The sequence below is a fragment of the Pseudoalteromonas sp. GutCa3 genome, from assembly GCF_002836155.1.
Taxonomy (GTDB): Bacteria; Pseudomonadota; Gammaproteobacteria; order Enterobacterales; family Alteromonadaceae; genus Pseudoalteromonas; species Pseudoalteromonas arctica.
The window spans coordinates 22,789-45,633 of sequence record NZ_PJBK01000028.1; the positions used below are offsets into that span (position 1 = coordinate 22,789).

General features: G+C 39.5%; 18 protein-coding genes. 13 read left to right on the top strand and 5 right to left on the bottom strand.

What is annotated here, in order from left to right; genetic code table 11:
• Positions 1-119: 119 nt before the first annotated feature.
• Both rnpA and rpmH read right to left on the bottom strand, forming a co-directional pair.
• Complete coding sequence (rnpA, locus tag CXF64_RS05685) at positions 120-542, bottom strand: ribonuclease P protein component (protein ID WP_007584204.1); 423 nt, start codon at positions 540-542, stop codon at positions 120-122.
• Positions 543-549: 7 nt separating this feature from the next.
• A complete protein-coding gene (gene rpmH / locus CXF64_RS05690) occupies positions 550-684 on the bottom strand; it encodes a 50S ribosomal protein L34 (RefSeq protein ID WP_004335215.1) in 135 nt (44 codons plus the stop codon).
• 518 nt (positions 685-1,202) lie between these two features.
• Between rpmH and dnaA the strand changes: the two genes are divergently transcribed.
• The 8 genes from dnaA (at position 1,203) to CXF64_RS05730 (ending at position 12,200) form a co-directional block, all read left to right on the top strand.
• Complete coding sequence (dnaA, locus tag CXF64_RS05695) at positions 1,203-2,591, top strand: chromosomal replication initiator protein DnaA (RefSeq protein ID WP_010555148.1); 1,389 nt, start codon at positions 1,203-1,205, stop codon at positions 2,589-2,591.
• Positions 2,592-2,604: 13 nt separating this feature from the next.
• Positions 2,605-3,708: a DNA polymerase III subunit beta gene (gene dnaN, locus CXF64_RS05700; RefSeq protein WP_010555149.1), complete on the top strand. Its 1,104-nt coding sequence runs from the start codon at positions 2,605-2,607 to the stop codon at positions 3,706-3,708.
• 15 nt (positions 3,709-3,723) lie between these two features.
• Positions 3,724-4,818 (top strand): DNA replication/repair protein RecF, encoded by a 1,095-nt coding sequence (gene recF, locus CXF64_RS05705; RefSeq protein ID WP_008138030.1) that lies wholly within the window; start codon positions 3,724-3,726, stop codon positions 4,816-4,818.
• Positions 4,819-4,830: 12 nt separating this feature from the next.
• The gene (gyrB, locus tag CXF64_RS05710; protein ID WP_008172005.1) at positions 4,831-7,257 is read left to right on the top strand and encodes a DNA topoisomerase (ATP-hydrolyzing) subunit B; all 2,427 of its coding nucleotides are present in this window, start codon (positions 4,831-4,833) and stop codon (positions 7,255-7,257) included.
• A gap of 142 nt (positions 7,258-7,399) precedes the next feature.
• Positions 7,400-8,302 (top strand): glycine--tRNA ligase subunit alpha, encoded by a 903-nt coding sequence (gene glyQ, locus CXF64_RS05715; RefSeq protein WP_007584197.1) that lies wholly within the window; start codon positions 7,400-7,402, stop codon positions 8,300-8,302.
• Positions 8,303-8,304: 2 nt separating this feature from the next.
• Positions 8,305-10,374, top strand: coding sequence for a glycine--tRNA ligase subunit beta (gene glyS, locus CXF64_RS05720; protein WP_007584196.1), 2,070 nt, complete (start codon positions 8,305-8,307; stop codon positions 10,372-10,374).
• Between the two features lie 75 nt (positions 10,375-10,449).
• Positions 10,450-10,899 carry a hypothetical protein gene (locus CXF64_RS05725; protein ID WP_101216554.1) on the top strand — a complete coding sequence of 150 codons (450 nt, stop codon included), beginning with the start codon at positions 10,450-10,452 and terminating at the stop codon, positions 10,897-10,899.
• Between the two features lie 83 nt (positions 10,900-10,982).
• The gene (locus tag CXF64_RS05730; RefSeq protein WP_101216555.1) at positions 10,983-12,200 is read left to right on the top strand and encodes a hypothetical protein; all 1,218 of its coding nucleotides are present in this window, start codon (positions 10,983-10,985) and stop codon (positions 12,198-12,200) included.
• Here CXF64_RS05730 and tusA read toward each other — a convergent pair whose 3' ends face one another.
• From tusA to fadB, 3 genes are all read right to left on the bottom strand, one after another.
• Positions 12,201-12,440 carry a sulfurtransferase TusA gene (gene tusA, locus CXF64_RS05735; protein ID WP_004335190.1) on the bottom strand — a complete coding sequence of 80 codons (240 nt, stop codon included), beginning with the start codon at positions 12,438-12,440 and terminating at the stop codon, positions 12,201-12,203.
• 293 nt (positions 12,441-12,733) lie between these two features.
• Positions 12,734-13,903: an acetyl-CoA C-acyltransferase FadA gene (fadA, locus tag CXF64_RS05740; protein WP_008171997.1), complete on the bottom strand. Its 1,170-nt coding sequence runs from the start codon at positions 13,901-13,903 to the stop codon at positions 12,734-12,736.
• Between the two features lie 4 nt (positions 13,904-13,907).
• Positions 13,908-16,067, bottom strand: a complete 2,160-nt coding sequence (gene fadB / locus CXF64_RS05745; RefSeq protein ID WP_101216556.1) for a fatty acid oxidation complex subunit alpha FadB — start codon at positions 16,065-16,067, stop codon at positions 13,908-13,910.
• Between the two features lie 192 nt (positions 16,068-16,259).
• Here fadB and CXF64_RS05750 point away from each other — a divergent pair, with 192 nt between their 5' ends.
• The 5 genes from CXF64_RS05750 to CXF64_RS05770 all read left to right on the top strand — a co-directional run bounded on the left by CXF64_RS05750 (position 16,260) and on the right by CXF64_RS05770 (position 22,573).
• Complete coding sequence (locus CXF64_RS05750; protein WP_101216557.1) at positions 16,260-18,146, top strand: transglycosylase SLT domain-containing protein; 1,887 nt, start codon at positions 16,260-16,262, stop codon at positions 18,144-18,146.
• 149 nt (positions 18,147-18,295) lie between these two features.
• Complete coding sequence (gene pepQ / locus CXF64_RS05755; protein ID WP_008171989.1) at positions 18,296-19,618, top strand: Xaa-Pro dipeptidase; 1,323 nt, start codon at positions 18,296-18,298, stop codon at positions 19,616-19,618.
• Between the two features lie 88 nt (positions 19,619-19,706).
• Positions 19,707-20,321, top strand: a complete 615-nt coding sequence (locus tag CXF64_RS05760; protein ID WP_101216558.1) for a YigZ family protein — start codon at positions 19,707-19,709, stop codon at positions 20,319-20,321.
• Positions 20,322-20,417: 96 nt separating this feature from the next.
• Positions 20,418-21,869, top strand: coding sequence for a TrkH family potassium uptake protein (locus CXF64_RS05765; RefSeq protein WP_007584186.1), 1,452 nt, complete (start codon positions 20,418-20,420; stop codon positions 21,867-21,869).
• 44 nt (positions 21,870-21,913) lie between these two features.
• A complete protein-coding gene (locus tag CXF64_RS05770) occupies positions 21,914-22,573 on the top strand; it encodes a flagellar brake domain-containing protein (RefSeq protein ID WP_007584185.1) in 660 nt (219 codons plus the stop codon).
• Positions 22,574-22,845 lie beyond the last annotated feature (272 nt).

A 22,845-nucleotide genomic window follows, 5' to 3' on the forward strand; every position in this document is an offset into this window, starting at 1 on the left:
CCCCTACTTAAGTTTAGTGAGATAGATATCATGTATTTAAAGACTCAATTAGAAAATTTAAATGCATGATTAAAAGGTGAGCTAAAGATACATTAATTAACCCTGCAATTCTATTGCAATTAGGTTTGTTTGTTAGATTTAGCTGATTTGTTTGGGCGTTTCTTAAAAGGTGGCGGTTTAGGTGCACCTGGTTTACAGCGTTCGTTAATTTTTCGCCATAATTTAGTAAGTTGTTTGGTTATTTCTTCATTAGACTGCTCATCAATACCATTTTTAACCATAAGCACAATATCAATATTATCGATGCTGTGTTGATTTAAACGAAAACTTTCGCGAGCGAGACGTTTAATACGGTTTCGTTGGCATGCCTTTTTTACACGTTTTTTAGCAACAGTAAGACCTAACCGAGGTTTTTCTTGGTCATTTGGTTTAGCTAATAGAGTAAAGAAAGGAGTTGCAGCCCGAGCGGGTTCATTAAATATGCGAGAGTAATGCGAGGGAGTTAACAGACGTAACTCCCTGCCAAAGCTAAAGTCTTCCACTTATAAATTAAGCAGAAAGAACTTTGCGGCCTTTAGCGCGGCGACGTGCTAATACTTTACGGCCATTTACAGTTGCCATGCGAGCACGGAAGCCGTGTGCACGTTTGCGTTTTAAAACGCTAGGTTGAAAAGTTCTTTTCATAACAATCTCATCCGATCGGTTAAAGTTAAAACATCCTATACAGGTCGCGATCCTGGCATAGGTGCCATTGCGAGCGCGAGATATTATAGAGTAAGTAATGTAAAGTCAATCATAATTACGTTAAGGGTATATAACCGACCTACTACTATATAAGAGATCATATAAGGCGATCTGTTAGGATCATCATAAATAAGAAGTTTTCCACAGCCCCTGTATAAAAAGTGAATAAAAGCGGGGGAAAAGTAAATTGGATCGTAAATTTGGTTCGCGATATTGGTGTTATTTTGTTATGATCTCCTCTCAGGATCTAAAATAAAAACTGTTTTAAATCAGCTTGTTAATGATTTTATACATCGATATCAACAATTTTATAAAAATCAATCTTTTACTTGTGGATAAAGTGTCTTCATAATACGCGGTCTTGGGTCGCTTATTGGACCATTTGAACGCAATAAATGTATGATTTATAATCATTAATGATGTGCGGGAATAAAAATTATATCTCTGGGAGTTTAACTGTGTATCTGTCGGTTTGGCAAAGTTGTTTATATGTATTGCAAGATGAGCTGCCTTCGCAGCAATTCAGTATGTGGGTAAGACCGCTACAAGCAGAAAGTACCGAAGATACCTTGACGATTTATGCACCTAATCGCTTTGTGCTTGATTGGGTGAGAGAAAAGTACCTAAATAGAATTAACGAATTACTAGTAGAGATTTGTGGTGTTGAAGCACCAAAACTACGTTTTGATGTAGGTAGTAAACCTTTATTAAATGCACAAGCTGCACCGGTTATAGAAACTCAATCGGCACCAAGTGCACACGCTTCAGCAAAACAACAGCCTCGCGAGCAAAAGCCAGTTGTTGAACCTGCACCTAAGTCAGGTTACAAATCTAACATTAAAGAAAACTATACTTTTGATAGCTTTGTTGAAGGTAAATCAAACCAATTAGCAAAAGCTGCGGCCACACAGGTTGCCGACAATCCTGGCTCTGCTTTTAACCCTGTATTTATATACGGTGGCACTGGTTTAGGTAAAACTCACTTATTACATGCAGTAGGTAATGGCATTATGGCAAACAAGCCAGATGCTAAAATTGTTTACATGCATTCAGAACGCTTTGTTCAAGACATGGTAAAGGCACTTCAAAATAATGCGATAGAAGAATTTAAGCGTTATTACCGCAGTGTTGATGCATTAATGATTGATGATATTCAATTTTTTGCTAACAAAGAGCGTTCACAAGAAGAATTTTTTCATACCTTTAATGCATTGCTTGAAGGCAACCAACAAATTATTTTAACCTCTGACCGTTACCCTAAAGAGATTGAAGGCGTTGAAGACAGGCTAAAATCACGTTTTGGTTGGGGATTAACAATTGCGATTGAGCCACCAGAGCTTGAAACACGCGTTGCTATTTTAATGAAAAAAGCCCAGCAAAGTAAGATTAACTTACCACACGAAGTTGCTTTTTTTATTGCCAAAAAATTACGTTCAAATGTTCGTGAACTAGAGGGTGCACTTAACCGTGTAATCGCTAATGCGAACTTTACCGGTCGTCCTATTTCAATCGATTTTGTAAAAGAAGCGCTACGCGATTTACTTGCCTTGCAAGATAAACTGGTTACCATAGACAATATTCAGCGCACTGTTGCTGAGTACTATCGAATTCGTATATCAGACCTGTTATCTAAGCGCCGCAGCCGCTCTATAGCGAGGCCGCGCCAGGTAGCTATGGCGTTATCTAAAGAATTAACTAATCACAGCTTACCTGAGATTGGTGACGCATTTGGTGGACGCGATCATACGACCGTATTACATGCATGTCGTAAGATAAAATCACTACGTGACGAAAGCCACGAAATTAAAGAAGATTACCAAAACTTAATAAGAACATTGTCATCTTAGGGCTGACTTTATTATGCAAATAACAATATCAAGACAACAATTTTTAAAGCCATTGGTGCAAGTGTCGGGCGCAATAGAGCGCAAACACACGTTGCCAATTTTATCTAACGTTTTGTTAGTGGTAGAAAACGGACAACTTTCAATGACGGGTACTGACCTTGAAATTGAACTAGTTTCTGGCGTATTTGTAGGTGATGATATTGCCGATACAAAACTAACGTTACCCGCTAAAAAGTTACTCGATATTTGTAAAAGTCTACCAGATGGTTCAGACATTACTTTAAGCTTGCAAGAGCATCAATTACTTTTAACCAGTGGTAAAAGCCGTTTTTCATTGACGACTTTATCTGCTGATGATTTTCCTAATTTAGAAGAGTGGGACGGAGAGGTTGAATTTCAACTAACTCGTTTAGAGCTTCGTAAGTTACTCGAAAGCACGCATTTTTCGATGGCAAATCAAGACGTACGTTATTACTTAAATGGTATGTCGTTTGAAGTAGATAATACCGATATAAAAACAGTAGCAACAGATGGTCACCGTTTAGCTATAGCGCAAAAGCAATTAACGCAATCGCTTAATACACAACGTCAATTAATTATACCTCGCAAAGGTGTGCAAGAAATTATGCGCCTTATGGTAGCTGACGATGAATTGGTAACAATTCAGTTTGGTGCTAACCATATCCGTATTATTGATATTGAGTTTACATTTACAAGTAAACTGGTTGATGGGCGTTTTCCAGATTACCGTCGTGTATTACCACGTGGTGGCGACAAAGTAATTACAGCTAACCGAGAATGGTTACGTAATGCGTTCCAACGAGTGTCTATTTTATCTAATGAAAAGTTTCGTGGCGTACGCTTAAACTTATCAAATGGTTTATTAAAAATTACGGCCAACAATCCAGAGCAAGAACAAGCTGAAGAAGTTGTTGAAGTAAGTTACGAAGGTGCCGACCTAGAAATAGGGTTTAACGTGTCTTACGTATTAGACGTACTAAACACATTAAAAACAGAAGACGTACTATTTACATTAGCCGACTCAAACAGCAGTGCATTAATTGAAGGTGCAGGCGATGAAGAAGCAATGTACGTTGTTATGCCTATGCGTTTATAAGACTATAAATACATAATGAGCTTAAGTCATTTGAGCCTCAAATATTTTCGCAATATTGAGGCGCTGACGCTAGAACCAGTTAACGGCGTTAATATAATATATGGTGAAAATGGCAGCGGAAAAACCAGCCTTTTAGAGGCTATCTATTACCTTTCTCACGGCAAATCTTTTCGTACTCCAAAACACAAAAGTATTATCGCGCATCAGCAAGAGCAGTTTGTAATTCACGGGCGCAAAACAATACACGACTTATCTATTCCAATTGGTATTAGTAAAACCCAAACGGGTGAAACTAATTTAAAAATTCAAGGTAAGGCGAGCCGTAAAATATCCGAACTAGCTCAACTCATGCCAGTGCAAATTATTACACCAGAGAGCTATTCTTTGTTTTTTGGTGGGCCTAAAGAGCGCAGAAAGTTTTTAGATTTAGGTTTGTTCCACGTGGAACATGAGTTCTTTTTTTTATGGCAATCGTTCAATAAAGTACTTAAACAACGTAATGCATTGTTAAAAACTAAGCCCAAGAATTATTTTGACCAAATTAAGTTTTGGGACAAAGAATTTGTTAGACTGGCTGAAGAAATAAATAAATTAAGATTGGCGTATATAAGTAGGTTTAAGCAGCAGTTTTTTGATAAAATGTGTGCAGAATTAACGCTTGTACGTGATTTAGAAATGACCTTTAACGCAGGCTGGAAAGAGACCGAATCTCTTGCAGATGCGTTAGAGCAAAACTTTGAGCGAGATGCTCGCCAAGGATTTACAAGTAAAGGCCCTCATAAGGCCGATTTTAGTTTTAGTGTCGCTGGCAACAGTGTGGAGAATACATTCTCACGCGGTCAATTGAAGTTACTATTATATGCGTTAAAAGTTACGCAAAATAGCTTAATTGAGTCAGAGACAGATAAGCAATCTATATTGCTAATAGATGATCTACCTTCAGAGTTAGGCGAAGATACAAAAGAGAAAGTGGGACAATTACTTGCTCACTGCAGTTCTCAAATTTTTATCTCTTCAATTTTGTCTGAAAGTATTTCTGCTGTGGTGGAACCCATGCAACGAGAACTACAAATGTTCCACGTGAAACATGGCAACCTAATAACAAGATAAGTGGGATTAACCATGTCTGAGAATTATGACTCGTCGAGTATTAAAGTACTTAAAGGATTAGACGCAGTAAGAAAGCGTCCTGGAATGTATATTGGGGACACCGATGATGGCACAGGCTTACACCACATGGTGTTTGAGGTCGTTGATAACTCGATCGATGAAGCCTTAGCAGGTCATTGTGATGATATTTATGTAACGATTCACTTAGACGGTTCTGTCTCAGTACGAGATAACGGTCGTGGTATTCCAACTTCTATCCATGAAGAAGAAGGCGTATCAGCAGCCGAAGTTATTATGACGGTACTTCATGCCGGTGGTAAGTTTGATGATAACTCTTATAAAGTATCTGGTGGCTTACACGGTGTTGGTGTTTCTGTTGTAAATGCACTTTCAGAAAAGCTAAAACTTACAGTTCGCCGTGAAGGTAAACTTCATGAGCAGTTTTACACTATGGGTGTTCCAGATGCACCTTTAGCTGTTATTGGTGAATCAGACACGACTGGTACAGAACTGCGTTTTTGGCCAAGTGGTGAAACATTCACAAACTTAGATTTTCATTACGAAATTTTAGCTAAGCGTTTACGCGAGCTTTCATTCCTAAATTCAGGTGTGAGCATCATTTTAAATGATGAACGTGAAGAAAATAAATCTGACCACTTTAAATACGAAGGCGGTATTCAAGCTTTCGTTGAATACTTAAACCGTAATAAAACACCTATACATAAAGGTGTATTCCATTTTACTCACGAACGTGAAGAAGATGGTATTAGCGTTGAAGTATCAATGCAGTGGAATGATGCATACCAAGAAAATATTTACTGTTTCACAAATAATATTCCACAACGTGATGGTGGTACTCACTTAGCCGGTTTTAGATCAGCGCTAACACGTACACTTAATAACTACATGGAAAAAGAAGGCTTTAACAAAAAAGCTAAAACAACCAGCAATGCTACCGGTGATGATGCCCGTGAAGGCTTAACGGCTGTTGTTAGTGTTAAAGTTCCTGATCCTAAGTTCTCATCGCAAACTAAAGACAAGCTTGTTTCAAGTGAAGTTAAGTCTGCAGTTGAACAAGCAATGGCTGAAAAATTCACTGAGTTTTTATTAGAAAACCCAACTGATGCCAAAATTGTTGTAGGTAAGATTATTGATGCCTCACGTGCTCGTGAAGCGGCGCGTAAAGCCCGTGAAATGACACGTCGTAAAGGTGCAATGGACTTAGCAGGCTTACCTGGTAAGCTAGCTGATTGCCAAGAAAAAGATCCTGCCCAATCTGAACTATATATAGTGGAAGGGGACTCTGCTGGCGGATCAGCCAAGCAGGGACGTAACCGTAAAAACCAAGCTATTCTTCCGCTTAAAGGTAAAATCTTAAACGTAGAAAAAGCACGTTTTGATAAAATGTTATCTTCGCAAGAAGTAGCAACACTAATTACTGCATTAGGGTGTGGTATTGGTCGTGACGAATATAACCCTGAGAAATTACGTTACCATCGCATTATAATCATGACCGATGCGGACGTGGATGGTTCTCACATTCGTACGTTACTATTAACATTCTTCTATCGCCAAATGCCTGAAATTGTAGAACGCGGCTATATTTACATTGCTCAACCACCACTTTATAAAGTGAAAAAAGGTAAGCAAGAGCGTTATATTAAAGATGACCCTGCATTAGTTGAATACCTAACATCGCTTGCTCTTAATGGTGCAGCGTTGTATGCAAGTACAGATGCACCAGCTCTTGAAGGTGAGGCGCTAGAAGAAATCGTTCACGATTATCAAAACACAGTTAAAGTAATTGAGCGTTTAAAGCGTAAATACCCTAACACGGTAATGGAACGCTTAATTTATCAAACAGAATTGAAAACTGATGACCTTTCAGATGAAGCTAAAGTAATTGCTTGGACTAAAGTGTTGGTTGACGACCTGATTGCACGTGATGAAGATGCGACTATTTTCCATGCTGGTACAGAGCATGATGCTGAGCGTAATATGTATTACCCGGTTGTGAATATTCGTCAGCACGGTGTAGATAAAGCACACGTACTTCATTATGACTTTATTGCGTCACGTGACTACCAACGCATTGCTGTGACTGGTACTAACATCGCAAACATCCTTAGCGAAGGTGCATATATTCAACGTGGTGAGAAAACAAAACCTGTTGATAACTTTGTGGATGCTTTGGAATGGTTGATCACAGAATCGAAGCGCGGGATCTATATTCAACGCTATAAAGGACTGGGCGAAATGAACCCAAGCCAGCTTTGGGAGACCACAATGGATCCTAGTGCTCGCCGTATGTTACAAGTAACGATCGAAGATGCTGTTGGCGCGGATCAATTATTTGCGACCTTAATGGGTGACCAAGTAGAGCCTCGTCGTGAGTTTATTGAAAAGAACGCACTACGTGTAGTTAACTTAGACGTGTAAAAAATATTGCTTACATAGAAAAAGGAGCCTAATGGCTCCTTTTTTATTTTCTTCAATTACACAAACTGCTTAAAACCTGAGTGTACACACGGTATACTAAGGGTAATTTTCACGCTACTTCTTAGATAGTAAAAAGCCAAATATGCAAAAATATGACGTAAAAACCTTTCAAGGTTTGATCCTGGCTTTACAGGATTATTGGGCGCAGCAAGGCTGTGTCATTATTCAACCACTTGATATGGAAGTGGGCGCAGGGACATTTCACCCGCAAACTTTTTTAAAGTCTATTGGTCCAGAGCCAATGGCGAGTGCATACGTGCAACCGTGTCGTCGTCCTACCGATGGTCGCTACGGTGAAAATCCAAATCGCTTACAACACTACTACCAATTTCAGGTAGTTTTAAAGCCATCGCCAGATAACATCCAAGAGCTTTATTTAGGCTCTTTAGCGGCTATGGGTATCGATACACTAACTCACGAAGTTCGCTTTGTAGAAGACAACTGGGAATCACCTACGTTAGGTGCGTGGGGCCTAGGTTGGGAAATTTGGTTAAACGGCATGGAAGTAACGCAGTTTACCTACTTCCAACAAGTTGGTGGTATTGAGTGTTCACCAGTAACGGGTGAGATCACTTACGGCCTAGAGCGTTTAGCAATGTACATTCAAGGCGTAGATAGTATTTACGACTTAGTATGGGCAGACGGTCCACTAGGGCGCGTAACCTACGGCGACGTGTTCCATCAAAATGAAGTAGAGCAGTCTACTTACAATTTTGAACACGCAAACGTAGAAGACTTATTTGCTCAGTTTGATAAATGTGAAGCAGAGAGCCAAAAGTTAATTGAAGCAAACTTACCACTACCGGCTTACGAGCAAGTAATGAAAGCATCGCACGCATTTAACTTACTAGACGCACGCCACGCAATTTCGGTAACCGAACGTCAACGTTATATTTTACGCGTTCGTGCGTTATCAAAAGCGTGTGCACAAAGTTACTATGACAAACGCGAAGCGCTTGGTTTCCCGCTGTGTAAGGATAAGTAAGTATGTCAGCACAAAATTTATTAGTAGAAATTGGCACAGAAGAGTTGCCACCAAAAGCACTGCGTAAATTAGCAGAAGCCTTTGCTGCAAACTTAACTGCAGAGCTTGAAACACTAGAGTTAGCACATCAAGGCGTAAGCTGGTATGCATCGCCTCGTCGTTTAGGTTTACAAGTAAAAGCGCTTGAAGCTAAGCAACAAGACAAAGAAGTTGAAAAACGCGGTCCAGCAACTAAAGCCGCATTTGACGGTGACGGTAACCCAACAAAAGCAGCAATGGGTTGGGCACGTGGTTGTGGTATTGAAGTAAAAGACGCACAAACACTCGAAACAGACAAAGGCGCATGGTTATTGCACATTGCTAAAGTTGCAGGGCAAGAAACTAAAACGCTAATGACAGGTGCAATTACTAAAGCGTTGGCTAAATTACCAATTCCTAAACCAATGCGTTGGGGCGCGAATAAAACACAATTTATTCGTCCTGTGCATACGGTAACTATTTTGTTTGGTGATGAGTTACTTGAAGGTGAGATCCTTGGTAAGAAAATAACTAACCAGCTTCAGGGTCATCGTTTTCACCACCCAGAAAAAATTAGTATAAACCATGCAGATGACGTTTTTGACGTACTTAAATCTGCTTACGTTATTGCTGATTACGAACAACGTAAAGCGCAAATTCGTACACAAATAGAAGAAGCTGCAAAAGCAGTTAACGCTATTGTTGCTATGGATGAAGATTTACTAGAAGAAGTAACATCACTTGTAGAGTGGCCAGTTACTTTAACGGCAACATTTGAAGAAGCATTTTTAGATGTACCAGCCGAAGCGTTAATCTATACCATGAAAGACGATCAAAAATACTTCCCGTTATTAGATCAAAACGGCAAACTTTTAAATAAATTTTTGTTTGTATCTAACATAGAAAGTAAAGATCCAAGTGTGGTTATTTCTGGTAACGAAAAAGTAGTGCGCCCGCGTTTAGCCGATGCACAGTTCTTCTTTGAAACAGATAAAAAGAAAACTCTAGAAAGCCGATTAGAATCGCTTGATAGCGTATTGTTCCAAAAGCAACTTGGTACGCTTAAAGATAAGTCTCAGCGTATTAGTGAACTTGCGGGTTACATTGCTGAGCAATTAGGTGCTGATAAAGACCTAGCACAGCGTGCAGGCTTATTAAGTAAAACTGACCTAATGACTGAAATGGTAATGGAATTTACCGACGTGCAAGGTGTAATGGGAATGCATTACGCTCGCCACGATGGTGAAGCCGAAGATGTAGCCGTAGCGCAAAACGAGCAGTACATGCCACGCTTTGCAGGCGACAACTTACCTACAAACTTAATTAGCTGTGCAGTAGCTATTGCTGATAAGTTTGATACGCTGGTGGGTATTTTTGGTATAGGCCAGGCACCTAAAGGTGACAAAGACCCATTTGCTCTTCGTCGTGCTGCTATTGGTGCACTTCGCATTATGGTAGAAAAAGAACTACCACTTGATATTTTAGACCTAGTAGCTAAATCGCAAACATTGTTTGGCGACAAGTTAACTAACTTAAATGTATCAACTGACGTATTTGAATTTATGCTAGGGCGCTTTCGTGCTTGGTATCAAGACGAAGGTATTGAAGTAGACGTAATTCAAGCAGTGCTTGCACGTCGTCCGACTAAACCTGTTGATTTTGATCGCCGTGTTAAAGCCGTAAGCCACTTCCGTACATTAGACGCAGCAGAAGCGCTTGCAGCAGCTAATAAGCGTGTAGGTAATATTCTGGCTAAAAACGACATTACCAGCCAAGGTAGTGTTGATGAGAGCTTATTAAGCGACGACGCTGAAAAAGTATTAGCATCACAAGTAGCAAAATTTGCCACTGACCTTGCACCACTTTACGCAGATGGAAACTACCAAGAAGCATTAAGCCAATTGGCAGGTATTCGCGAAAGTGTTGATAACTTTTTTGACAACGTAATGGTTATGGCCGACGATGAAGCTGTTAAGCAAAATCGTCTTGCGCTGCTAAGCCAGTTAAGCGGATTGTTTTTAGGTATTGCAGATATTTCTGTTTTACAAAAATAACACCGATTAACAATTTTAAAAGCCAGCGTTTTGCTGGCTTTTTAGTTTTCACTGTATGCAAAGGAAACCCCATTGATGATTTCTATGAAACGAATTTTAACCTTAGCAATTGCTGGTTTACTTACTGCCTGTACAAGCCAAATTTCGATTAACGATGTATTACCTCAGCAAGAGCTTGATCGCACAATTTACTTACGTGGCGACTTTACACTGTGGGATGCAGAGCCCCAGTATCAGTTTGCGCCAGTTGGACCAGCGCTTTATCAAGCACAAGTTAAATTTTCGACGCCTGGTAAAGTGTACGAATTTAAAATAGCCGATGCCGACTTTAGTGAAGGTTACAACTGTGGTTACAGCGACGCACAACCAGCAGGGCAAAGCCTAACACTCGGCCAACCAGCTATCGCAGACTGTAATACTATTTATAACTACTTTAGTTTCACACCAGCAATAAAAGGCATATACATAGTAAGTATTGATTATAGTGACTACGACAAGCCACAAGTGACGATAACCAAAAAGTAAGTTCGCTACCTATTTTTGTGTTTAAAGCTTTTTCGGAGACTATTGTATTTTGGTATCGTAGTCTTATCTAAAAGGAATTTTTAATGATTAAATTGAAAGCGATAGAGCGAGAGAGAAAATCAGATATAGAGGCTTTGGTTTTAGATTGGGCTAAAAAAGCTACACCAATCTATGATGGAAAGTATAGTGAAAAAAATTTAAAAGTAGCCGCTAGTGTAATAGCTGCTTTTTATGACACGAATAAAGAAGTTCCATCATATTGTTTATCGAATTTAATTGAGGATGTATTAAGAGATTACATACATAAAAGGGTCCAATGTAGTTGCTTTGAACAATTGGATCAGGATATTAAAGATAAATTCGAGAATTTAGAAAATGGGATTATTAGTTATTGTTATTTAACAGCTATAAACATTCCGGAGGACTTTCCAATTGAGCAGCATGAATTAGATACTGTTGAAGGGTATAAATTCAGTTTTGTTAATCTATATCCAGAAAAATTTAGAAGAATAGAAGGAGATGGCTATAAAAAAGTACTTATATGTTTAGATGCAGGTTCACCTGATATAGCCTTCCATAAAGCACATCAATTCTTATTAACTAAAATAGCTATATGGAGTTTGTTATATACAAAAAGTATTTTTAGCTTAGAAGATGAAAAATCTCTCAATCCCTTTGGGCTTGGCAAGTTACATACTTTGCATATTAAAAGTAGTGGTAAAGAAGTAAGTAATTATATTGAACCAGACTTCGTTTCCAAGCCACCATGGTTAATTTCTTACTCAAACATTTCTAATAAAATTTTATCAGAAAGCATTATTTTAGAACGCAAATTGTATAAACTAAAATATGCGCAAAAAATAATTAACACTACTTGTAACTATCTAACAGCTGCTAATGCTTTTAATAACATGTGCTTACTGAATGAACTTTGGGCTGTTATTGAATTATTGAATAAAAAAGAGAGACCAAAAGGTGTGTCGAAAGAGACTGTTGGTAAAAATGGGGTTGAGGAAAAAAATACGGCAAAAAGTGCAATTTTGAGGTGTTGCAAAAGCATAAATCGAGATGAGGGATTGCTATTACACTCCGCGCGTATTATTAGGAATATTTCTACACACGATACTTATAAAAGCGATTATGCTAAATACATGTGCCAAGAGCTTTGCAAGGTGTTTTTAGATGTATTAATTTATCATAGTGATATAAGTAACGAGACTAGCTTTGATGAAGCGTTGCCGAAAGTAGAACAAGAGTATTGGAGTATAAAAAATAAGCAACCTATTAAAATAAGTTTGTAATTACAACCCTTTCTTCACCACATATCTATACGGTGCTTCTTCTGCATCTTTAGCCACCAGCGTATGATCCATAAACGTACAAAAGCTCGGAATGTCGCGAGTTGTTGATGGGTCATCAGCAGTTATTAATAACGTTTCACCATCATTCATTTTACGAATAGCAGCACGTACCATCATTACTGGCTCTGGGCAGCGAAGGCCTATGGCATCTAATTGGTGATCGGGATTATCAAAGCTCATAATAAATTGGCCTGTTTAATTAAAGTGATTACTGCGTACGTGAGTGCTTAGGTATAGCAATTAATAAGTTTGGCAGTTTAACGCAATTTCAAATGTAATTTAACTATTTTACTTAATGCTTTTAGCAGTTTCAAAATGCTTTATTTAATAATACGCCCGATCACATAATTACGCTGTTACATACTTACTTCATAAAGGGTCGTTTTCATAAATTGAAGTTAATAAAAAAGGCGAACTGAATAAAATCAGTTCGCCTTTTTAATCACCAAGATGGTTTTACATGTTTAAACTAATTAGTCTTGAACACGTTCAAATACAGTTGCAATGCCTTGGCCTAAACCAATACACATAGTTGCTAAACCGTATCGTACATTTTTGTCTTCCATTAAGTGAATAAGCGATGTGCTAATACGCGAACCCGAACAACCCAGTGGGTGACCAAGTGCGATTGCGCCGCCATTTAAATTCACTTTTTCGTCAACAACATCCATTAACCCTAAATCTTTCATTACAGGTAATGATTGTGCTGCAAAGGCTTCGTTAAGTTCTACTACGCCTAGGTCATCAATTGTAATACCGGCTTGTGCAAGTGCTTTTTTACTTGCTGGTACTGGGCCGTAACCCATAATTGATGGATCGCAACCAGCGACTGCCATTGCTTTAATACGCGCACGAATTGGTAAGCCAAGTTCTTTTGCTTTCTCTTCGCTCATTACTAACATTGCAGATGCGCCGTCAGAAAGTGCAGAAGACGTACCGGCTGTTACCGTACCCGATGCAGGATTAAATACAGGGCGAAGTTTTGATAGGCCTTCTACTGTTGTTTCTGGGCGAATTACTTCGTCGTCTTCAACTAATATAAGCGAACCATCTGCTGCGTGACCTTCCATTGCTAAAATTTCGCGACGAAAACGGCCTTCAACAGTTGCCGCTTGTGCACGTTGATGTGAGCGATAAGCAAATTCATCTTGTTGCTCACGGCTAATGCCATGAAGCGTTGCAAGGTATTCTGCTGTTAAACCCATTGAGCCAGACGCTTGTGCAATTGATGTTGCTAAGCCTGGATGAAAGTCGTTGCCGTGAGTCATAGGTACGTGGCCCATGTGCTCAACACCACCAATTAGGTAAGTGTCGCCAGCGCCTGTCATTATTGCGCGTGCTGCGTCATGCAATGCTTGCATAGACGAGCCACATAAACGGTTAACCGTTACAGCAGGTACGCTGTGTGGGATACCGGCAAGTAATGCTGCGTTACGTGCTACGTTAAAGCCTTGCTCTAATGTTTGCTGTACACAACCCCAATAAATATCGTCAATTGATGCTGGATCAACTGCTGGGTTGCGATCAAGTAAGCCTTTCATTAAATGTGCGCTTAAGTCTTCAGCACGTTTATGTTTGAATACACCACTTTTAGAGCGACCCATTGGTGTGCGGATACAATCTACAATTACTGGATTATTCATGATATTAACCTTCCACCTTATAGAAAACACGACCTTCTTCGGCCCACTTGCGAGTTTGCTCAGATACTTGGTAAATCGCACCTAGGTGAGCGTATTTGTCTGCTGCTGCAACAAAGTTAGCTAAACCAGTTTGATCTAAGTAACGGAACGCGCCGCCTCTAAATGGAGGGAAACCAACACCGTAAACTAATGCCATATCTGCTTCTTGCGGAGAGGCAACAATGCCTTCTTGCAAACACAGTAGCACTTCGTTAATCATTGGAATCATACAACGGTCGATGATTTCTTGTTTATCAAATTCTTTTGGTGCGTCTGTAATTGGGCTTAGTAGCTCAACTGCTGTCTCGTCATGAGACTTTTTAAGACGACCGCGACGATCTGTTTCGTATTTGTAAAAACCAGCTTTGTTCTTTTGACCAAAACGTTTTTCGTTGGCAAAAATAGTCACAGGGTCTTTATCAGCACGCGCCATACGCTCAGGGAAACCGTCAGCCATTACGCCAGTACAATGGAATGCTGTATCAATACCTACAACATCAAGTAAGTAAGCCGGACCCATAGGCCAGCCAAATACGTTTTCCATTACTTTATCTACTTTTGCAAAGTTAGCGCCTTCAACCACTAATTTGCTAAAACCTGCAAAGTAAGGGAATAAAACACGGTTTACAAAAAAGCCTGGGCAATCGTTAACAACAATTGGCGATTTACCTAATTTAAGTGCGTAATCAACTACTGCATTAATTGTTTTATCTGAGGTTTTTGCGCCACGGATAATTTCTACTAATGGCATTTTTGGCACAGGGTTGAAAAAGTGCATACCACAGAAGTTTTCTGGCTTATCTAGCGCTTGTGCTAGTAAATCAATACAAATAGTTGATGTGTTTGAAGTAAGTACCGTACCTTCTGGCATGGTCTTTTCAAGATCAGCGAGTACTGCTTGCTTAACTTTAGGGTTTTCTACAACGGCTTCAACAATAATGTTGGCACTTTGTAGGTCTGACTCGTTAAGTGTTGGTTTAATTTTGCTAAGTGTTGCCAACATTTTTTCCATTGGCATGTGGCCACGCTTAACTTTTGCGCCTAATAACTTAGACGCTTCACCCATACCTAAATCAAGCGCATCTTGTTGGATGTCTTTCATTATAATAGGTGTGCCTTTATAAGCAGACTGGTATGCAATACCGCCACCCATAATACCAGCCCCTAATACAGCGGCTTGTTTAATTTCTACATCGCTTTGTTTAGCAAATTTACGTGCTTTACCTTTAATGTATTGGTCAGCTAGGAATATACCTGTCTGTGCAGCTGCTTCTGGTGTACGTGCTAATTTAGCAAAGTTAGCATTTTCGATTGCCATTGCTTCATCGCGAGTACAGTTTGCCGCTGCTTTAATAGTACGTACAGCCATAACCGGTGCAGGATAGTGGCCTTTGGTTTTACCCATTACCATACCTTCTGCCATAGCAAAGCTCATGCCTTGCTCAACACGGTTTAATTTAAGTGGCTGTAGTTTTACGTTACGTTTTGCTTGCCAATCTAGCTTGCCAGAAATCGCTAGCTCAAGTGTTGATACACTTGACTCTAAAAGTTTGTCAGCACTAACTACTGCGTCAAGCGCACCTACTTTAAGGGCATCTGCAGCGCGATTTTCTGCGCCTGAGGTAATCCACATCATTGCGTTATCGGCGCCAATGATACGTGGTAAGCGCACTGTGCCACCAAAACCAGGCATTATGCCAAGTTTAACTTCTGGTAGGCCCATTTTAGCTGTTTCGCTTGCCACACGATAATCGGTAGCAAGTGCCCACTCACAACCACCGCCAAGTGCCATACCGTTTATAGCGCTTAGAGTTGGGAATGGTAAATCTTCGATTGCATCAAAAACGTCGGTTGCGTTTTTGATCCACACTACTAATTCTTCTTCAGGTTTAGTAAATGTAGGTAAAAATTCGAAGATATCGGCACCAATAATAAAGTGGTCTTTATCACTGGTAAAAATCATGCCTTTGATATCAGTATTGGCAGCTAATTCTTTTAATGCTGCTGCGCAATCTGAAAGAGTTTTTTGAGATAATGTGTTTACAGAACCTGCAACACAAAACTTAAACTCGGCGATGTTTTCCTTTAGGAAGCTAACTTCAAAGGAATCGCTTTTATATAACATTATTATTCTCCCTAGTTGACGAACTAAGACTGGTACGATGAGTTTGCATTTCAATCAGTGTGCTTGCTTTAAATTAAAAATGCAACGAAAAATTTAACTCGGTTACAATCGACTGGTTAAAATATAGCTGGTTTGGTGCTAAGGTGGTTGAAAAGTTTTTATTCACTACTTTAATTTTTATTAAAGGACATTATGAAAAAATATTTACTAAGTGTTGCGGCAGCTGCATTCATTTTCCCTCTTCACTCTGCCGAGGCAAGTATCGATAACGATGCCTTTTTAGATGCCGAAAAAAAAGTAAGGTACGGAAGTTACCAAGACTTTAAACAAGCGGTTAGTAACCTAAATCATCCGTTAAAACCGTATGTTGAAAAAACATATTGGCAACGTCACCCGAGTATTAAGCATCAGGCAGAGATAGAAGACTATTTAAATATATATCAGCATACACCGCTTGAGTGGCCGGTGCGCAAAGCGTGGTTGGAGTATTTAAAAGAGAACAATGAAAAAGCGGCGTACATACGCAACTACCGTGAAACTTCTAATACTGGGCTTACCTGTACTTATTTAGATTTTCAGCTCGACTTGGGCGCGCCTGAAAAGGCGATTCTAAATCAGGTGACCGACTTATGGGCCGTTGGTAAATCGCAACCTAATGGCTGTGATAGTTTGTTTTCTACGTGGCGTAAAAAAGGCTACATGAAAGAAGAAACGGTTTGGAAGCGTGTAACACTTGCTGCACAAGGCGGGACGCAAAGCTTATTGCCTTACTTAAAAACTTTACTGCCAAGTAAGGAGCGTTACTTAGCTGATTTATACTTAAAAGTGCGAAAAGATCCAAGCACGGCAGCTGGATTATATCGATATAAAAATAAGTCGGCTAAAGAAGGCCAAATAGCAATTTATGGTGTTAAACGTTTGGTTTGGCGCGATAAAGAGCTTGCTTTAAAAGCATGGGAAAAACTAGAAAAAATATTTAAGTATAGTGATGAAGATAAAGCTGACGTGTATTACACCTTTGCGTTGTCACTTGCTTCAAGCGGGCATAAGCAAGCGAGCTTTTGGCTAAATAAAGTGCCGAAAGAGCGACTAGACAGCAAGCTTATTCAATGGCAACTGGGCAATATGCTCAAAACCCAAGATTGGGAAGGGATTGCTGCGTTTTTTACAGGAAAAGAGGATTTAAGCCTTGGCCAGCAATATTGGTTAGCTTATAGCTATGCTAAACGTGGCGAGCAACAAAAAGCAGACGATATTTGGAAAAAAGTAGCGGCTAATCGTGATTATTACGGCTTTTTAGCAGCAGCACGTTTAGGTTTGCCCGTTGATTTAAATAATCAACCTTTAGCAGTCGATAAGGTGCTTGTAGATAAAGTAAGTAATGCACCTGGCTTTAAGCGTGCAAAAGCACTTTATGATATTGAGCGCTTTACGTCGGCGCGCCGTGAGTGGAATTATTTAACGGATACGTCTAGCAATGAAGAAAAGCTAGCAGCATCACAACTATCTACCGATTTAGGTTGGCACGACAGTACTATTTTTACTTTAGCAAAAATTAAAGCGTGGGATAACGTAGAGCAACGTTTTCCGTTTGCGTTTCAAGATGTTTTTGAGCGCTACAGTAAACGTAGCAAGATAGATGTTGCCTGGAGTATTGCTATTGCAAGGCGCGAAAGCTCTTTTGCGCCAGATGCACGCTCGCATGCTAATGCACGTGGTTTAATGCAGTTATTACCTAGTACTGCTGAATATGTAAATAAAGGCAGTGTGACAAGTAGTCGTTTATATCAACCTAAAACAAATATTAGGTTAGGTACTAGTTACTTACAGTACTTAAAAAAGAAAAACCATGGCAATGAGGTGCTGGCAACAGCTTCTTATAATGCGGGTTATCACCGTATAAAGCGTTGGTTACCTGATGACGCTATTCCGGCTGAGTTATGGGTAGAGCTTATTCCGTATCGCGAAACCCGCGATTACGTAAAAAATGTATTTGCGTACAGGCAGGTTTACCATACAAGAATGGGCCGAGAAGGTAATGTATTAGCGCCGCTACTCGAAATGAAAATGGGCGGTTGAATATATGATACCAATCGACCAATAACTTAACACGATAGGTATAGGTATTAATAAGGGGGATGTTTACATGTTAAATATCCCCCTTTTTTGAGCGCTTAGTGTTTAAGTGGTAGACTCAGAGCAAGTTAAATTTAACAGATGGATTAACAATGGATAAATTAGCCGTTTTATACGCCGAACATATTGCAACACTGCAACAGCGTACTCGTACAATTTGTAATAGCGAAGGGTTAGAAGGATTAGTAATTCATTCAGGCCAAGCTAAGCGCCAGTTTTTAGATGATATGTATTATCCATTTAAAGTTAATCCACAGTTTAAAGCATGGTTACCGGTTATTGATAATCCTCATTGCTGGATTGTGGTAAATGGTAGCGACAAGCCAAAACTCATATTTTATCGTCCAGTAGATTTTTGGCATAAAGTACCAGACGAGCCTCGCGACTTTTGGGCTGAGTACTTTGATATAGAGCTACTACTTCAGCCTGATCAAGTAGAAAAGTTATTACCATACGATAAAGCTAAATATGCTTACATGGGTGAATACATTGAAGTAGCGCAAGCTCTTGGTTTTAGTATTATGAACCCTGAGCCTGTACTTAACTATTTTCATTACCACCGCGCTTATAAAACGCAGTACGAACTTGAATGTTTACGCAACGCTAACCGCATTGCAGTAGATGGGCATAAAGCCGCACGCGACACATTTTTTAATGGTGGTAGCGAGTTCGATATTCAGCAAGCGTACTTAATGGCAACACGTCAAAGCGAAAATGAAATGCCGTACGGCAACATTGTTGCGCTTAACGAAAACTGCGCTATTTTGCACTACACGCACTTTGATCCAAAAGCGCCACACACTCATAACTCATTTTTAATTGATGCCGGTGCAAACTTTAATGGTTATGCTGCTGATATTACTCGTACGTATGATTTTAAAAAGCAGGGTGAGTTTGCTGAGCTTGTACAAGCGATGACGGTTCAACAAATCGAGTTAGGTAAAGGTTTAAAGCCGGGTATGCTTTATGGTGACTTACACGTTGAGTGCCATAACCGTATTGCACAAATACTCAGTGACTTTAAAATTGTTAACCTACCCGCTGAGGAAATTGTTGAGCGTAAAATTACCTCTACTTTCTTCCCGCATGGACTAGGGCATCACCTAGGTTTACAAGTGCATGATATGGGTGGTTTTATGAGTGACGAAAAGGGCACACATCAGCCATCGCCTGAAGGGCATCCGTTCTTGCGTTGTACTCGCCTGATTGAAAAAAACCAAGTATTTACTATTGAGCCAGGTTTATATTTTATTGATTCACTGCTTGGTGATTTAGCGCAAACCGATAATAAGCAGTTTATTAATTGGGAAAAGATTGAGTCATTTAAACCATTTGGCGGTATTCGTATTGAAGATAACATTATTGTTCACGAAGATAGCTTAGAGAATATGACACGAGATTTAGCGCTCGATTAATTCTAGTTAACACTAATTAGTTTATACACGTTAAAATACGTACATTATTTAAAGGGGCCTTTTGGCCCCCTTTTTACAAGTTTAAAATATGCCTGAATATAAATATCCCGCTGCTGACGTTTTTCATCAAGAAGAAATTAAAAAAAGTACGTTTATAGTTCACATTGCACATACCCCCGATTTAAATTCAGCTAAAGCATTTATTAAAAGCATTGAAGAAAAGTATAGCGATGCGCGTCATAACTGCTGGGCACATGTGGCAGGCAACCCCGGTGGCAGCCATGTTTATGGTTTTTCGGACGATGGTGAACCAAATGGCACTGCAGGAAAACCTATGTTAAATGTGCTGGTGGGTTCAGGCCTTGGCGAAATCACAGCTGTAGTCACACGTTACTTTGGCGGAATAAAATTAGGCACGGGCGGATTAGTACGTGCTTATGGTGGCTCATTAAATAATGCATTAGTAAAATTGCAAACGGTACTTAAAGTTCCCAGTGTTGAAATTACAGGGAGTAGCGAGTACAGCATGCAAGGTGCGATTGAGCAGTTATTAAAAACAAAGTATCAAGTGCTTAATATTGATAAGCAATTTACTGCTAATATTGAATGGGTGATTACAATAGATAGCCGCGAAGCTCAGCAAGCAATCAAAGATATTTTTGATTTAAGTCACGGCGCAGTTGAGTTAACTATTAAAGAGTAATAACCTACACAAATTGCATGTAATGCATACTGACCCTATTTAATTTGGTTGATACTACTCAGCCTGAATTTACTAATAATAAAAGCGACAAGCTAAATGCAATTTCGTACCATCATAAAAATTCTTGGCCAACTTGTTGCGCTGTTTAGTATTACCATGGTGCCTCCGGCACTGGTGTCTTTAATATATAAAGACGGTGGTGGTGTTCCTTTTGTTTTAGCATTTATCTTTAGTGTTGTTATTGGCATGATGGCTTATTACCCAAACCGCCATGAAAACGGTGACTTAAAAGCACGTGAAGGCTTTTTAATTGTTGTTTTGTTTTGGCTGGTACTTGGGGCGTTTGCGTCCTTGCCGCTTATATTTTTACAAGAACCTAATTTATCGCTCGCCGATGCGGTGTTTGAAGCATTCTCTGGCTTAACAACCACCGGCGCTACAGTGCTTACCGGTATTGAGTACTTACCTAAGTCGGTGTTGTTTTATCGCCAGCAACTCCAGTGGTTTGGAGGTATGGGTATAATCGTACTCGCTGTCGCTATACTCCCCATGCTAGGTGTTGGTGGTATGCAGTTATATCGCGCTGAAATACCTGGGCCTGTAAAAGATTCCAAAATGACCCCGCGAATTGCCGATACAGCAAAGCACCTTTGGTATATTTATGTGTCACTGACTATTGCTTGTATGCTGGCTTATTGGGCAGCCGGGATGGAGTGGTTTGATGCGATATGTCATGCATTCTCAACGGTCGCGATAGGTGGTTTTTCTACTTACGATGCTTCTATGGGGCACTTTGACAGCCCTGTAATTAACTTTATTTGTGTGTTCTTTTTAATTATTGCCGCTGTTAACTTCTCCCTGCATTACGCCGCAGTGGCCAGTCGTAACATACAAGTTTATATTCGAGACCCTGAGTTTAAGGTGTTTTTGTGTATTCAATTAGCGCTGGTGGTTATTTGTTTTACCGTACTTTCCTCTAATGAAATATTTGCTAATGGCGATGAAACCCTCGATCAGGCATTATTTCAAGCTGTTTCTATGAGTACAACAGCAGGCTTTGCTACGGATAACTTTTCAACATGGCCTTTGTTTTTACCTATTTTACTTATATTTTCGAGCTTTATTGGTGGTTGTGCAGGCTCTACCGGTGGTGGTATGAAAGTAGTGCGCGTGTTCTTACTTTACTTGCAGGGTGTGCGTGAGCTTAATCGTTTGGTGCACCCACGGGCTATATATTCAATCAAGCTGGGTCGAAAGGCGTTGCCAGACAAAGTAGTAGAAGCCGTGTGGGGATTTTTCTCTGCGTATGCGTTGGTGTTTATTATTATTATGTTAGCGCTTATGGGCACGGGTATGGATAACATAACTGCGTTCTCAGCCACTGCGGCTTGTTTAAATAACTTAGGTCCAGGTCTGGGTGATGTAGCATCGCATTATGGCGCTATAACCGATGGTGCTAAATGGTTGCTTACCATTGCAATGGTGTTTGGTCGTTTAGAAATATTTACTTTATTAGTGCTATTTACGCCTACTTTTTGGCGTGGATAAACGAGCGGCTTAAGTTTTAAATTACGAACTATTGGGAAAGGGATATGCCAACAAATTTAGAAAAGCTAAAGCATATAAGTGTAGGCAGCTTAGTCGACCTAGAAATATTAACACCTACAAGCAGTAAGCGTGTTAAAACTGAATTAGTTGGTTTACTCGATAAACAGTTTATTATTTTAAATTATCCCAATGCAAAGCGTTTACCTGCGGCGAGTGACTATTTACGTGATGGCGTAATGGTTGTTGTAAGAGCGCTTATTGAAGGTAGTGGTGGGCAAGTTATTGCGTTTCGCCAGCAAATTATGTCGGTAGCCTCTCATCCCGCTAAACTCGTGTTTATAAACTTTCCAAAGCAAGTGCAGTTATTTGCGCTACGCTCACAAACACGCATACCTACCTTATTACCTGCAAAGCTAAAGCTAAGTGACGATAGGGTACTTGAAGGCCTTATTAAAGACATTTCACTCACTGGTGTAATGTTTGATATTAGAGGCGATCAGCAAGTTGAAAGTATTAAAGATATGCAATGCACTGTCGTACTTAATAGCAGTGATAAAGATTTTGAAGGTGAAATTTGCAGTGTTAAAGAGCATGCCGCAGGTGTGCACTGTGGAATTAAGCTACTAGCAAGCGAGGATGAAATGAAAGCCTTTATGAAAGAGCATTTTATAGACCCTTCTGCGCTTGAGCCTACCGTTGAATAAATAGGTTTTCGCTTATTTGCAACAAAAAGGCATTTTACGTCAGTATTTATAAAATGTTTTTTTCTCTTTCATAATTAAAATTATTATTCAAATAAAACAAATGATTACGTATTATTTTTTACAGCTTATTTTTTGTTATTAAAGCTTCCTCGTTAAAATTTATCTCAATTATTCTTTTAAATCCCTCCTTTTAAACCCTAACATTTAAAAATGTATCTTTTAATAAAAACAAACTTTTAGGTTTTTAATGGTTTAAATGTAAACCTTTTAAA

Coding starts and splice junctions, on each gene's coding strand:
- rpmH (WP_004335215.1), bottom strand. CDS start 684: ATGAAAAGAACTTTTCAACCTAGCGTTTTAAAACGCAAACGTGCACAC.
- dnaN (WP_010555149.1), top strand. CDS start 2,605: ATGCAAATAACAATATCAAGACAACAATTTTTAAAGCCATTGGTGCAA.
- recF (WP_008138030.1), top strand. CDS start 3,724: ATGAGCTTAAGTCATTTGAGCCTCAAATATTTTCGCAATATTGAGGCG.
- gyrB (WP_008172005.1), top strand. CDS start 4,831: ATGTCTGAGAATTATGACTCGTCGAGTATTAAAGTACTTAAAGGATTA.
- glyQ (WP_007584197.1), top strand. CDS start 7,400: ATGCAAAAATATGACGTAAAAACCTTTCAAGGTTTGATCCTGGCTTTA.
- glyS (WP_007584196.1), top strand. CDS start 8,305: ATGTCAGCACAAAATTTATTAGTAGAAATTGGCACAGAAGAGTTGCCA.
- CXF64_RS05725 (WP_101216554.1), top strand. CDS start 10,450: ATGATTTCTATGAAACGAATTTTAACCTTAGCAATTGCTGGTTTACTT.
- CXF64_RS05730 (WP_101216555.1), top strand. CDS start 10,983: ATGATTAAATTGAAAGCGATAGAGCGAGAGAGAAAATCAGATATAGAG.
- tusA (WP_004335190.1), bottom strand. CDS start 12,440: ATGAGCTTTGATAATCCCGATCACCAATTAGATGCCATAGGCCTTCGC.
- fadA (WP_008171997.1), bottom strand. CDS start 13,903: ATGAATAATCCAGTAATTGTAGATTGTATCCGCACACCAATGGGTCGC.
- fadB (WP_101216556.1), bottom strand. CDS start 16,067: ATGTTATATAAAAGCGATTCCTTTGAAGTTAGCTTCCTAAAGGAAAAC.
- CXF64_RS05750 (WP_101216557.1), top strand. CDS start 16,260: ATGAAAAAATATTTACTAAGTGTTGCGGCAGCTGCATTCATTTTCCCT.
- pepQ (WP_008171989.1), top strand. CDS start 18,296: ATGGATAAATTAGCCGTTTTATACGCCGAACATATTGCAACACTGCAA.
- CXF64_RS05760 (WP_101216558.1), top strand. CDS start 19,707: ATGCCTGAATATAAATATCCCGCTGCTGACGTTTTTCATCAAGAAGAA.
- CXF64_RS05765 (WP_007584186.1), top strand. CDS start 20,418: ATGCAATTTCGTACCATCATAAAAATTCTTGGCCAACTTGTTGCGCTG.
- CXF64_RS05770 (WP_007584185.1), top strand. CDS start 21,914: ATGCCAACAAATTTAGAAAAGCTAAAGCATATAAGTGTAGGCAGCTTA.